The following is a 12524-nucleotide window of genomic DNA, read 5'->3' as shown; positions in this document are numbered from 1 at the left end:
CCCACAAGGGGTGCCGTGGCGTTCACGGCAGAAACCAGCAAGTTCGAAGGCGAGACTAGCGCAGTATGAGGCCGCAGAACCCGGAGGGTGGCACTACTTTCAGAGGTATGTTGTCCCCGCCTACTCAGGGTGACGATAGTGACAGATACATGGATACGGCATCGGGTCTCGCCCCCGGTCCGACGGTCCTGCGGGCCTTGGACAACGCCTGGCGGACGGCGTCGGCAGATCCTGGTCGGCGCTATCCGGATGCTCGTCTGGCCCGCCGACTGCTGGATCACAGCAGATCGGCGGTGGCCGCGGCATTCGGGGTCCCCACGGCTGGAGTCTGGTTTGCCGGAAGTTACCCGGCCGCAGTGTGGTTGGCTCTGACGGCCGCCGGCCCATCGCAGCGTTTGATCGTGTCGGACGTCGAGGACCTCACGATCCTGCGCACGGCCGACCTACTCGCTCCCGACGGGATTCCGGTGTCCACCTGGCCCGTCGACCACACCGGCCAGGTGGACATGACCGAGATACCGCCCCTGGACGGGGCCACCGTCGTCGTTCAGGACGGCAACATCGAACTCGGCACGCGCCAGCCGCTGGCCGATGTGGCTGCCGCGATGCCCCCGGACGCCGGCCTGGTCGTCGATCTGCGGGCTGTCGCCGGTCGGGAAACGATCACGGAGCACTTCGACATCGCGTTCGCGGACGCCCGGATGTGGGGTGGCCCTGCGGGGGTGGCAGTCGTGGTGGCACGGGACCCCGCACGGTTCCGCCCGGCTGTTCCAGTCACCGACGGGCACGGCCATGTCGAGGACACCCACCCACCCGTGCCCTTGATCGCCGCCGCCGCCCTGGCTCTCGAGTCTCCCGATCCTCGCTGGCCGCGCCTGCGTGCAGTGAGCGACCTGTTGCGCCGACTCGTCCTCGCGCGAATCTCGGATGTCGCGGTGCTCGGCCACCCGGACGACCGGGTCGGCTACCTGACGATGCTCACCTTTCTATACGTTCCTGCCGACGAACTCGTCGATCTCCTGGCCGAACGCGGCTGGTCGGTGGCCAGCGGCGCCTCGTGCACGGCCGACACTCGTCGGCCGCATCATGTGCTGGTCGCGATCGGGGCCTCGACGCATGGCAGCCTGCGCGTGTCGCTGGGCCCGTGGTCCACGACGAACCTGATCGAGCAGTTCGTCACGGACCTCGAGCACGCGGTGTCCGCGATCCGAGCGGGGATCGGGGCGACAGATCTGTGAGCAGGGAAATCGTGATCGACGCGGTGGGACTGCTGTGCCCACAACCGGTCCTGCAACTGGCCGGCGCAGCCCGGGCCCATCCCGGCGCACTGATCACGGTGCTCGCCGATGATGCCGCAGCGGCCACCGACATTCCCGCCTGGTGCCGGATGCGGCACGCTGAACTGGTCTCCGTCGAGCAGATGGGCGCGGTCAACCGGTTTGTCGTGCGGGCTCCCTCACCCGGACAGGGCCGGGGGTAGCGCAAGAGCCCCTGGCAATCGGTCCAGATACCGCGCGCGCGGGATCTCCACGACCCCGAGCGTCGCGAGGTGGGGCGTCCACCACTGGACATCGAACAACCGGCGCTCACTATCCTCGCCCGCGCTCAACCTCTCGACGAGTTCGACAAGGGCCACCTTCGAGGCGTCGGTGTCGCGGTGGAACATGGACTCCCCGCAATAAAGCCCTCCTTGCTCCACCCCGAAAACACCGCCGGCCAGACGCGGGCCGGACCACACCTCGACGGAATGCGCGACTCCACGCCGGTGCAACTCCAGGTACACCGACCGATAGGCGGGCGTGATCCAGGCGCCGGACCGCGCCGGGTCCGCGCAGCCGTCGACGACCGCCGCGAAGGCCCGGTCCACGGTGACCGTGAATCGGCGTCGAGCACGGCGCAAACTGCGTCCCACGTGGAGTCCCGTCAGGGGTAGGACACCCCGAGGATCGGGGCTGAACCAACCCATCACGCCGCCGGCAACGTCCATCGCGAAGATCCCGCGGCGGTATCCGACCAGCGCGAGGTCGGGGTCGAATCGAGCGGTCAGGCCGATCAACTCCACCCCGGCGGGGAACTGCCGGGGGTCGGGCAAACGCCACAGGGTCACGCCGCGGACAGATGCTCCGAGATTTCGGCAGCAGCGGCGGCGCCGAAGGTGGCTGCCAACCGATCGCCGAATTCCGCAGGGGTGAAGGTGTACTCCTGGGTGCCGACCGTCTCGATGACGTACGCGGCCAGGGTGGCGCCGATCTGGGCGCAGCGCTCGTCCCCGAGGCCCCACGCCATGCCGGCGATGTAGCCGGCGCGAAATGCATCCCCGACACCGGTCGGATCGACGCGGGATAGTTCGGGAACCACGGACACCTCGATCGGGGGTTCGCCACGCCGCTGCACGCGGGCTCCCTTGGCCCCGAGGGTGGTGACCCGAACCGGTACCCGGTCCAGGATCTCGGCGTCGGACAGTCCGGTGCGCTCGTGGATGAGGGCGGCTTCGTACTCGTTGTTGAACAGCATGGCGGCCCCGTCCAACAGGTTGAGTACCTCGTCGGAGCTCATGGACGACAACTGCTGCGACGGATCGGCGATGAACGGGACCCCTCGATAACGGCACTCAGCCGCGTGATTGGCCATCGCCACGGGGTCGTTGGGGCTGATGAGCAGCAGTTCGATGGTGGTGAGCCGTTCGATGACCGGCGCCAGCTCGATCAGGCGCGCGTCCTGCATCGCGCCCGCGTAGAAGGTCGCTATCTGGTTCCCGTCCGCATCGGTCGTGCAGACGAAGCGAGCGGTTTGGTGGACGTCCGACACATGCACGGACGCCGTGTCCACCCCATGGCGATCCAGCCAGGAGCGGTAGTCGTCGAAATCCTCGCCGACGGAGCCGAGCAGAGTGGGTACCAGGCCCAACCGGGCGAGTCCGAAACTGATGTTGGCGGCCGCTCCCCCGCGGCGAACTTGCAGGTCGTCCGCGAGGAACGACACCGAGATCGACTCCAGTCGCTCGCGCATCAGGGACTCGGCGAATCGACCGGGGAAGACCATCAGATGGTCAGTGGCAATGGAACCGGTGACGACGACGCGCATGGCGCCCATTACACGCCACGACCCCGGTCAGGCGATGACCGGGGTCGTGGATGGGCAAGGTCCGACATCGGGCTCCGCCCGGATCGCGCCCGCGAAATCAGTGGAACGAGTCGCCGCAGGCGCACGACCCGGTGGCGTTGGGATTGTCGATCGTGAAGCCCTGCTTCTCGATCGTGTCGACGAAGTCGATAGTGGCGCCGCCCAGGTACGGCTGGCTCATGCGATCGACGACCACATTGACGCCCTCGAAATCGATGTTCTCGTCACCGTCGAGAGACCGGTCGTCGAAGAACAACTGGTAACGCAAACCGCTGCACCCGCCGGGCTGGACGGCGATACGCAGGGCGAGATCGTCGCGACCCTCGGATTCGAGCAAAGCCTTGACCTTGGCCGATGCGGTGTCGGTGAGGATCACGGTGCTCGTCTGAGCGCTGGTGCTGTCGGTGGTCATATGGTCTCCCGTTCCTTGGGGGTTCAGCTCGACTCCAAGGGTAGAACCATCTGGGGCGTCCGGCCATTCCCCGCAGCGGCCGTCCGGCGCACGAGGTGGCGCTCTCCGCGACTGCCCTCCCCGTGAGAGTCGGCAGCTTCGCAGCAGGTTGTCGTGACTCCGGGGTCGAACGTGGGCCTTGGGTACCGGAGAAGGACGAGAAGTCGCCAGTGACCGCCGTTATCGCGCCGGATGTGGCGGGGTGACGGCCTTGGGGTCCAGAATCGGGCCGTGACCACCTTCACCGAGCCCGAGCCCACTCCGCTGGCCCTGCTGCTCTTGGGCGCCAGCGCTGATCCCGACACCGAGAAGGGCGTCGAATGTCCCGGCGAACTGCCCGCGGCGTCGGACCCGGACCTCGTGTCCGACGTCCATCGCCTGAAGGAGCAGTTGGGCGACCGGGTGTTCATTCTGGGTCATCACTACCAGCGTGACGAGGTGATCCAGTTTGCCGACGTCACCGGGGACTCCTTCAAACTCGCTCAACAGGCTGCGGCGCGACCCGAGGCGGAGTTCATCGTCTTCTGCGGCGTGCACTTCATGGCGGAGTCGGCCGACATCCTGACGGCCGACTCCCAACAAGTGATTCTCCCGGACCTGGCAGCTGGCTGTTCCATGGCGGACATGGCCGACATCGTTCAGGTCGAGGCCGCCTGGCAGGTGATCGCCGCGGCCGGGATCGCGGACAGCACGATCCCGATCACCTACATGAACTCCACGGCGGCGATCAAGGCCTTCACCGGACGCCACCACGGCGCCGTGTGCACGTCCAGCAACGCCCGTCAGTCCCTGGAGTGGGCATTTGAGCACGGCGAGCGAGTGCTGTTCCTGCCAGACCAGCACTTGGGCCGCAACACGGCTGTGCGTGAGCTCGGCCTGGAGTTGACCGACTGCGTCGTCTTCGATCCCCACAAGCCCGGTGGCGGACTGACGCAGGAGGAGCTTCGCGCGGCCAAGATGATCCTGTGGCGAGGTCACTGTTCGGTCCACGGCCGATTCTTGCCGGAGGCCGTCGATGAGGCGCGAGCGCGTATCCCCGGTGTCCAGGTGCTGGTCCACCCCGAGTGTCGTTACGAGGTGGTCGAGAAAGCCGACATGGTGGGCTCCACCGAGTCCATCATCAAAGCAGTCGCGGCAGCCGGCCCCGGGACATCGTGGGTGATCGGGACCGAACTCAACCTCGTGCGCCGCCTTGCCCTGCAACATCCGGAGCAGTCGATCTCGTTCCTGGACCGCTCTGTGTGTTTCTGCTCGACCATGAACCGCATCGACCTGCCGCACCTGCACCGGTCGCTCGAGCAGCTGGCTGCGGGCCGCGTGGAAAACCGGATCGTGGTGGACTCGGATGTGGCGCATTGGGCTCGTGTCGCACTCGACCGCATGCTGGCCCTGCCCGGGGTCGGCGCGAAGGACTGACGAATGCCCGCGCACATCGCAGCCGACGCCGCGACGACCGACGACTTATCGGGTGCGGTACGGGCCCTGCTTCCCGCGCTCACCGAGTTCCAGCGGTTCACCGGCCCCGACCCGGCGGCTCGTCGCTCGCAGTGGCTGCCCCGCGTCGATCGGCCGCTTCCGAGGGCCGGTCTCGGCCGTGACACGGTGCTGCGGGAACTGGCCGAGGTGGTCATCGGGTCCGGACTGCGGCTGGGGCACCCGGGATTCACCGGCTGGGTGACGACCGCCCCGTCCGACGTCGCAGCTGCGGCCGGACTCGCCCAGTCCGTGGCAGTGCCCCAGAAGTGGTGGGCAACGCCGGGCAACTATCTCGACCACTTGGCGATGCGCTGGCTCATCGAGCTGCTCGGATTCCCGGAGTCATTCGTCGGGACCTTCACCTCCGGTGGTTCGACCGCCAACCTGGTCGGCCTCGGAGCTGCCCGCCAGCGAGCGGGCGAACGAAGGGGACTGGACCCCGCGCAAAGTGGGATCGAGGGCCTCCACGCGCCACGGGTCTACTGCTCCACCGCGACCCACCATGTCGTGGGTCGCGCGCTCGGTGTGTTGGGACTCGGGCGTGGGAATCGCTGCGAGATCCCCCTGGACTCGAACGGAACCATCGACCTCGACCTGCTGCAGCAAGCTCTGGACCGGGACATCACCGCCGGATGTACCCCGATCGCGATCGTGGGGTGCGCCGGCGACGTCAACACCGGGCTGGTCGATCCGCTGCCCGAACTGGTGCGCATCGCCCAGGATCGAGACATCTGGCTGCATGTCGATGGTGCTTATGGAGGCTGGGGAGTTCTGGACCAGCGGGTGCGAGCGCGCTACGGCGACCTGTCCCAGTACGACTCGTTCGCCATCGACCCACACAAGTGGTTGGCGGCTCCGGTCGGCACAGGCGCCGTGATTGTGCGCGACCCTGAGGTGTTGGCACGGGCCTTCGCGATCGAGTCCGGGGACTACGACCGAGTCCGCGTCACCGAGATAGGGACGGCCGACACGGCCTCCCCGTTCGAGGAGATCGGCTACGGGACACCCGACTGGGGGGTGGACTTCTCCACACCAGCGCGCGGCCTGGCGGTCTGGGCTGTGTTGGCCGAGATCGGCGCCGAGGGGGTTCGCGACCGAATCGTCCGCCACGACGACTGCGCGCGGAGGGTGGCGGACTTGGCTCGAAGCTCAGAGGATCTGGAACTGCTGAGTGAACCCATGCTGTCGATCACCTGCTTCCGCTTCCACCCACCGGGCATGGACGACGAGCCGGAACTGGACCAGTTGAACGAGGACATCCTGACGGCGCTGCGTTCTCGCGGCCGGTCGATCACGTCGAGCACACGGGTCAGGGGGCGGTTCGCGCTGCGACCCTGCTTCATCAACCCGCGCAACACGCTGGCGGAGGCCGACGAGTTGGTAACCGAGGTCCTCGCCGTGGGTCGGGACCTCAGCCCTCGCTAGTTCGGCTGCTCGGCTGGTCGTTCGAGTGGGTGGGGACCGCCGGTGGTCGGCGCCCGGTTGCACCCGTGAGGTGACCACGACACACTTCGGCGCGTGGTGCACAAGGCTGACGTCATCGTTGTCGGAGCGGGTCTCGCAGGGCTGAGGGCCGCCCAACTACTCTCTGCTGCCGGGCGCGAGGTCGTGGTTCTGGAATCCTCCGATGAGATCGGGGGACGAGTACGAACCGACCGTGTCGACGGATTCGTTCTCGACCGGGGCTTCCAGCTTTACAACCCGGCCTACCCGGAAGGTAGGCAGGCCTGGCCGGACCTTGCGCTGCGGCAGTTCGCAGCCGGCGTCGCGGTGGTGCGCGACGGTGTGGCCCACCCTCTGTCCGACCCGCGCCGAGACCCGCGCGCGCTTACTGCCACGGTTCGGTCGCTGCACGCTTTGGGGGTCACCCGCGGACTCGGGGCGTTCGCGGCCTACGCCGCCCGGCTCGGCACCCCTCGACATCCTCGACCCACGCCCATGGACCGGGCCGACCAACCGATTGCCGTGGCGCTCGGAGACGCTGGCGTCGACCCGGCGGCTTTCGAAGGCGTCCTGCGGCCGTTCCTATCGGGCGTGCTCGCGGACCCCGGGCTCGCCTCGCCGCGCGGGATTGTCGATGACATCCTGCGGACCTTCCTCGCCGGAACTCCGGGAGTGCCCGACTCGGGGATGGACGAGCTCCCACGCAGGCTCGCCGCCGGCGTGGATATCCGACGGAACACCGCCGTTGCCTCGGTTTCTCCCGGGCGAGTGTCCGCTGCCGACGCCGAATGGCAAGCCGAAGACGTGATCGTGGCCGTCGCCGATCCCGCGACCCTGATCCCAGGGGCCACCGCCACCTCCTGGCGATCCCTTACAACGTGGTATTTCGCGACACCCAGCACACCGCAGCGCCATCCGATGCTGTTGGTGTCACCAGATGCCCGGTTGGCCAACGTCGCCGTCATGAGCGATGTCGCGCCGCGCTACGCACCGCGCGGTAAGCGCCTGATCGCGGCGTCGGCAGTCGGTCACCACGACTCGACGCAGGCCGAGCTGTGGGCTCGCGCCGACGCCGCCCACATGTTGGCGGTGGCACCCGACGAACTCGAGCTGATCGTTCACTACCCGATCCGCCACGCGCTACCCGCACTGTCGGCTCGGCGTTCCCCCACCGTGTGTGCGGGACTGGTGCTGGCCGGCGACCATCGCCAGGCGCCGAGCATCAACGGAGCCCTGCGCAGCGGGCGTCTCGCCGCCGAACTGCTGGGCGCCTGACTCGCGGCCACCACTCTTTCCCGTAAGGCCTTCTCAATGGTCGCGAATACCGGGCTCAACCCTGCTGCACCGATGACCTCCTCACTCGAGTTGTGACGCATCGAGTGGGTCGGTGATATCGGTCAGGGTCAGTTCCGGCTGGAAGGCCTTGGCAGCGAACCAAAATGTGTCCACTGCAGTGACTTGGGTCAGCTGCTCACCCTGCAGCGGCCCGGCGACGGCTTCGCCGAGCAATGTCCACTTCGAGCCGGTGTCCGCATCACGAGCAACCACACGGCCGTCACCTTCGACGGTGGTGAAGGTGAGAGTCCGGTCGTTGACTCGGCGGCTGAAGACGCCGGTGGCCGGGATGGGCCGGCCCTCGGCGATGGCACGATCATCCAGCGCTGAGGCCAGCCCGTCAGCAGCGAACAACACCATGGGTTGCTCGTCGGCAGTAACGTTCGCGACTTGGCGCTCGACCAGCTCGGTGGCGCGGACCGCGACTCCGTGATCCAGCAGGTGGACCACGCGTTCCTTGGCCGGCAGCCGGTCATCGGTCGGCTGATCCAACAGCGTCCACTCGTCGGTGTCGTAGCCGACATAGGGGTTGGTGCCATAGGGACGGTCACTGTCGCGCGGTCGTTCCAGCACCGCGGCCTCCGGCAACTGTTCGCGGGCGGTCTGCCAGGGCAGCATCGACAGTGGCAGCGTCCCCATCTCGGTACCGGAGAGTTGTCCAGCGATGGCCCGGCGTTCAACTTGGGACCACAAGGACTCGGTCTGAGTGTCGTACATGACCAAGGCGGACTTGTACAAGCTGCCGCTGGTCCCGAAGGTGAGTACTTGGTCGTCCACCACGGGGTTGAAGGCGATGGCGGTATTGCACAAGGGACAGTAGGTGACCGTCACCGGATCACCGGCGATCTCGTCGTTGACGATCTCGTGCCAAGTCAGCACTTGAACGGGGTACAGCTTGGTCTGACCCTTATGGCGCAACACGATGACGGGCTCGCTGTCCTTGAGCCAGTCCACCTGCGGCACCGGGGAGAACGTGGGTTCGTGGATCGGTGGGATCCCATCTGGGGGTGGGCCGCCGGCAATGATCCGACCGACATCGACCTGAGGGGCCGGAAGGTCCGGGTGGTCGGCCCCGTCGCGTGAGGCGGATACCGCCGAAGCCCCCCGCAGGCTATCCGGCGCCTCGCGAGTGGGACTGGTGCAGGCTGTGAGAGCGATCGCCAATCCGCTGACGGCGACTAGCCATCGATACCATCGCATGATTCCTCCAACACGGTGACTCGATGATGCCCTCGGTCAGGACCCCACCCCGGCCGTCTATGAGCTCACCATTGCCTCGCACGAGGATCAAGGTCGGCTGGGCGGTGATAGCCATCGCCAGGGCTCGAATCCGGGGTGCAATCCCACAACATCTGCTCCCTCAGGTCTGCTTTCAGAATCCTCGGCGAGGGCTTGAGAGTCGGTGATCCCGCCCACACAAGGGGCCGATGCGCGCGAGTGTCGCGTCAGAGAGCCAGGTGGCCCGCGTCGGCAACTCCCGCGTGTCCGTCAACACTGAGCACTGCAGGGACCGATCCAGCGCAGGTCGGTGACAACGACACCATCGTTGCCACGCAAGGTGATCTCGCCTCCGCTGCGGGAGAACAACTGCCCGCCTCGATCAAACGTGTAGTCGGATCCATGGGGCCGGGCCCAGACACGTAAAGACTGTCCGGGAGCGAGGAGGTTGCCCTGCGGGATCTCGAATAGCGAAGGCCCCGTCTGCAGCACCAGGAAGGAAGCGTCGACGGGTTCACTCGTCGGGTTGATGACCTCGACGTATTCGTCCCGGTTGTTCCAGTTGGCGAACAGCTGCAGTTTGCCGACCAACTGCTGAGTCGGGCAGTCGATGACACACGGCCAGAATGTCCACGCTCGGAAGTTCTGGACCGGGTCCTGGAGGAACATCGAGCCGGCTTCGAAGGTGGAGGTGGCGGGATCGGGGATGTCGATCTTGGTGCCCCAGTAAAAGTGGAAGTCGCCGTCCTTCATGTAACTGCGGCCCGGCCCGTTGTGCACGACGGCTGACTGCTGGGGAGCCAGCACCACGTTTCGGAACGTGTAGTACTTGCGGTTGGAGGGGCGCAGGCGCCACCCGTTCAAGTCCACCGTTTTGGCGCCGCGATTGACCACGCGAACCCATTTGCCCGCCATGTTCTGCTTGTCGTTCAGGTGCGCGTTGTAGTGCGCGAAGATCTGCAGAGTGGCTGCCGGGCCCACCCCGCACCTGTTGGGGCTGAACAGACCCACCCGAGCGGCCGCGGCTCGCTGCGCTGCCTGGACATACTCGAGTTCGCGGTCGTACTCCCCCACCGTGTTGTTGAAGACCCCCAACCCCTTCTCCAGCAGGGTCAAGGATGCGTCTCTCTTGGTCTTGACGTTGTCCACGTATCGCAGTGGTCGGCGGAAGCCGTTCCCGTAGGCGAAGGAGTTCTCGTCACGAGCACTCAGACGCACCCGGGTCTTGGGACCGGCGATCTGAGTAAGTGCCTTCTTGGCCGCGTCGTATCCGCAGGTCTCCTGCTCGGGGGTGTCCACACCGATCAGACGGATGGGCGCTCGAGCGCCCTTGACGTAGAGCGAGTCACCGTCGGCGACCTTGGCCACCACGGCGTCCTCGGTGTAGGCGCCGGCGGGTGGCGCGGCCAGGAAAGCGGACGCCGTCAGGATTGCTGCCAGCGGCATTGCCATTCGGCGAGTGGATGACACGACCAACGACCCCCTGACGGACCCTACGAGGATGTTCGCTCCGTGAGATGATCGTAACGCGGCGTCATCAATGCAGTGGTCACTCCAGACCGGGGGCACCCCAGACGGCGAACCAGCGGCCCAGATCCGGTTCGAACGACAGGTCGGATCCGACCGTGTCGCGGATCTGGATCTCGGCGATATTGTCGCGCTGCGGCTGCACAAGTGGGACGAACGGGTAGAACGTTCCCTGCTTGAAGAGGTAGACCATGCCGAGCACCTGACCGTCGGGACCCCCGGGACCCCCGGGACCCCGAAACGACACGAGCGAGCACAGCAGCGTCGGTCCGAACCCGGTGTCCTTCAACGTGGCGTTGATCGCGTGCAGGTCGGTGACCAGTCCGGCCACGTCGTTCGGGTCGTGACGCACCACCAGCCACGTGAAGCCGAAATCGTCGCGGATCGCCTCCACTCGCGGCCCGCCATCAGCATCGAGCAGGTCTTGGATCTCGCTCTGGACGTCCGCGAAGGCACGACCCTCCGGTGCCCGGAAGGCGACCGACCCAACGCCTGTCGCGACGAAGTCCAGTGAGGCCTGCAAGGTGATGGCCGCCGCCGGAAGGCGGAACAACTGGTCGAGATCGGGTTGAACGGCCTTACGCCGCCCCAGGACGTTGTCGAAGAAGCCCATCAGCGTCCCAGTTCGGTCGAGACCTGGGCGAGGTTCTCCAACCGCTTCTCCAGCGGTGGATGGGTCGAGAAGATCTTCGCCAGGTCGAACCCGCGCCCACTGCCCAGTGCGGGGATGAATGCCAACGACGACACGGCTTCCATCTGCCGCAGGTCCTGCGTGGGAATCTGGCCGACGTCGCCGCTGATCTTCTGCAGCGCCGACGCCAGACCACGGGGGTTCCCGGTCAGAAGTGCGCCCCCCCGATCAGCGGCGAGTTCCCGGTAGCGGGACAGGGCGGCCGTGAGGATGTACGAGAACACATAGACGAGGACTGACACCACCATCACGGCCAAGAACACCAGCGCACTGTTCTGGTCACGGCGATCGCGCATGATGCCGCCCCACATCGCCGTGCGGATGAGCAGTCCCGCGAGGATCGCCGCGAACGACGCGACAGTCATGACCGTCACATCCCGGTGAGCGACATGGGCGAGCTCGTGGGAGAGCACTCCTTCGAGTTCGTCGCGATCCAGCCGTCGTAGGAGGCCGGTGGTCACGCACACCACCGAGCGTTCCGGTGAGCGTCCCGTCGCGAAAGCATTGGGAATGTCCGTATCGGCGATCGCCACGCGGGGTTTCGGCATGTCGGCGAGCACGCACAGCCGGTCGACCAGACCGTGCAGTTGGGGGGCCTGCTCCGGCGTCACGACCTGGGCCCGCATCGAGTGCAGGGCCATCGAGTCCGAGAAGTACCACTGTCCCCACAGCAGACCCGCGGCGATCACCAGCACGAAGATGGCATTGAGCCCGACGGCGATGAGCACGCCGATGACGACGACGTAGAGCAGCCCCAGGCCACCCATCGTGCCCAGCATGCGACGGGTAAGGCCCTTGTCACTCGTGTAGCGGGTTCGTGCCACCCCTCAATGGTGCCGCACCACACGCGAACCGGCGCCGCAGCAGGGCCAGGTTCGAACGAAGCCCGAACATGGGCGCTCGAAGGTGGACGAGCCTCCGGGGGGAAGAACCTCGAAGAGAACGGACGTCGCACGGGAAATGCGCCCGCTGAGCTGTCAGCCCGGGATCAAACCGTCCGAGGCGAGCATCGCGCGCACGTCATCGGACGAGGAGTCTCCCGCAGGCAGGATGACGTCGCTTTCCACGAGTTCGGAATCGGCGAGTTCCTCACCGGAGTCACGGACGAGCGCCAGCAACGCCGCCAGCGCGGCCACGAACTCGGCTTCATCGGCATCGAGGGAACTCTCCAAGGCCGAGTCCAACTCGTTCAGCCGTGCCAGCGTGTCGTCGTCGACCCGGTACTGACCTTCGCCCGAAATACGGATGATCATGGTCGCC

At 66.6% G+C, this 12524-nt stretch carries 13 protein-coding genes; 5 read left to right on the top strand and 8 right to left on the bottom strand.

What is annotated here, in order from left to right:
- Positions 1-149 precede the first annotated feature (149 nt).
- Both V9E98_08865 and V9E98_08860 read left to right on the top strand, forming a co-directional pair.
- Complete coding sequence (locus V9E98_08865; GenBank protein ID MEI2717091.1) at positions 150-1238, top strand: aminotransferase class V-fold PLP-dependent enzyme; 1089 nt, start codon at positions 150-152, stop codon at positions 1236-1238.
- Positions 1235-1480: a sulfurtransferase TusA family protein gene (locus tag V9E98_08860; protein ID MEI2717090.1), complete on the top strand. Its 246-nt coding sequence runs from the start codon at positions 1235-1237 to the stop codon at positions 1478-1480. The genes V9E98_08865 and V9E98_08860 overlap by 4 nt, the downstream gene beginning before the upstream one ends.
- On the opposite strand, the gene aat is transcribed toward V9E98_08860, so the two are convergent.
- From aat to V9E98_08845, 3 genes are all read right to left on the bottom strand, one after another.
- A complete protein-coding gene (gene aat / locus V9E98_08855) occupies positions 1457-2107 on the bottom strand; it encodes a leucyl/phenylalanyl-tRNA--protein transferase (GenBank protein MEI2717089.1) in 651 nt (216 codons plus the stop codon). The genes V9E98_08860 and aat overlap by 24 nt on opposite strands.
- Positions 2104-3084, bottom strand: a complete 981-nt coding sequence (locus tag V9E98_08850; protein MEI2717088.1) for a carbohydrate kinase family protein — start codon at positions 3082-3084, stop codon at positions 2104-2106. Before V9E98_08850 ends, aat begins: the two co-directional genes overlap by 4 nt.
- Before the next feature lie 97 nt (positions 3085-3181).
- The gene (locus V9E98_08845; protein MEI2717087.1) at positions 3182-3535 is read right to left on the bottom strand and encodes an iron-sulfur cluster assembly accessory protein; all 354 of its coding nucleotides are present in this window, start codon (positions 3533-3535) and stop codon (positions 3182-3184) included.
- 270 nt (positions 3536-3805) lie between these two features.
- Between V9E98_08845 and nadA the strand changes: the two genes are divergently transcribed.
- The 3 genes from nadA (at position 3806) to V9E98_08830 (ending at position 7768) form a co-directional block, all read left to right on the top strand.
- Positions 3806-4990, top strand: a complete 1185-nt coding sequence (gene nadA, locus V9E98_08840) for a quinolinate synthase NadA (GenBank protein ID MEI2717086.1) — start codon at positions 3806-3808, stop codon at positions 4988-4990.
- Positions 4991-4993: 3 nt separating this feature from the next.
- Positions 4994-6475, top strand: coding sequence for an aminotransferase class V-fold PLP-dependent enzyme (locus V9E98_08835; GenBank protein ID MEI2717085.1), 1482 nt, complete (start codon positions 4994-4996; stop codon positions 6473-6475).
- Between the two features lie 93 nt (positions 6476-6568).
- Positions 6569-7768, top strand: coding sequence for an FAD-dependent oxidoreductase (locus V9E98_08830; GenBank protein MEI2717084.1), 1200 nt, complete (start codon positions 6569-6571; stop codon positions 7766-7768).
- Positions 7769-7849: 81 nt separating this feature from the next.
- Here V9E98_08830 and V9E98_08825 read toward each other — a convergent pair whose 3' ends face one another.
- The 5 genes from V9E98_08825 to V9E98_08805 form a co-directional block, all read right to left on the bottom strand.
- Entirely contained in the window at positions 7850-9028 is a 1179-nt protein-coding gene (locus tag V9E98_08825) for a DUF3179 domain-containing protein (GenBank protein MEI2717083.1), read from the bottom strand.
- A 288-nt stretch (positions 9029-9316) separates the two neighbouring features.
- Positions 9317-10498 (bottom strand): lamin tail domain-containing protein, encoded by a 1182-nt coding sequence (locus tag V9E98_08820; GenBank protein ID MEI2717082.1) that lies wholly within the window; start codon positions 10496-10498, stop codon positions 9317-9319.
- Positions 10499-10595: 97 nt separating this feature from the next.
- Positions 10596-11186, bottom strand: coding sequence for a hypothetical protein (locus V9E98_08815; protein MEI2717081.1), 591 nt, complete (start codon positions 11184-11186; stop codon positions 10596-10598).
- Positions 11186-12088 carry a zinc metalloprotease HtpX gene (gene htpX / locus V9E98_08810; GenBank protein MEI2717080.1) on the bottom strand — a complete coding sequence of 301 codons (903 nt, stop codon included), beginning with the start codon at positions 12086-12088 and terminating at the stop codon, positions 11186-11188. Before htpX ends, V9E98_08815 begins: the two co-directional genes overlap by 1 nt.
- A gap of 153 nt (positions 12089-12241) precedes the next feature.
- The gene (locus V9E98_08805; protein ID MEI2717079.1) at positions 12242-12517 is read right to left on the bottom strand and encodes a hypothetical protein; all 276 of its coding nucleotides are present in this window, start codon (positions 12515-12517) and stop codon (positions 12242-12244) included.
- Positions 12518-12524 lie beyond the last annotated feature (7 nt).

This window comes from Candidatus Nanopelagicales bacterium, from assembly GCA_037045355.1.
Classification (GTDB): domain Bacteria; phylum Actinomycetota; class Actinomycetes; order S36-B12.
Note: the sequence above shows the minus strand (reverse complement) of the source record. Positions and strands in the feature narration are given on the sequence as shown.

Coding starts and splice junctions, on each gene's coding strand:
- V9E98_08865 (MEI2717091.1), top strand. CDS start 150: ATGGATACGGCATCGGGTCTCGCCCCCGGTCCGACGGTCCTGCGGGCC.
- V9E98_08850 (MEI2717088.1), bottom strand. CDS start 3,084: ATGCGCGTCGTCGTCACCGGTTCCATTGCCACTGACCATCTGATGGTC.
- V9E98_08845 (MEI2717087.1), bottom strand. CDS start 3,535: ATGACCACCGACAGCACCAGCGCTCAGACGAGCACCGTGATCCTCACC.
- V9E98_08835 (MEI2717085.1), top strand. CDS start 4,994: ATGCCCGCGCACATCGCAGCCGACGCCGCGACGACCGACGACTTATCG.
- V9E98_08825 (MEI2717083.1), bottom strand. CDS start 9,028: ATGCGATGGTATCGATGGCTAGTCGCCGTCAGCGGATTGGCGATCGCT.
- V9E98_08820 (MEI2717082.1), bottom strand. CDS start 10,498: ATGGCAATGCCGCTGGCAGCAATCCTGACGGCGTCCGCTTTCCTGGCC.
- V9E98_08815 (MEI2717081.1), bottom strand. CDS start 11,186: ATGGGCTTCTTCGACAACGTCCTGGGGCGGCGTAAGGCCGTTCAACCC.
- V9E98_08805 (MEI2717079.1), bottom strand. CDS start 12,517: ATGATCATCCGTATTTCGGGCGAAGGTCAGTACCGGGTCGACGACGAC.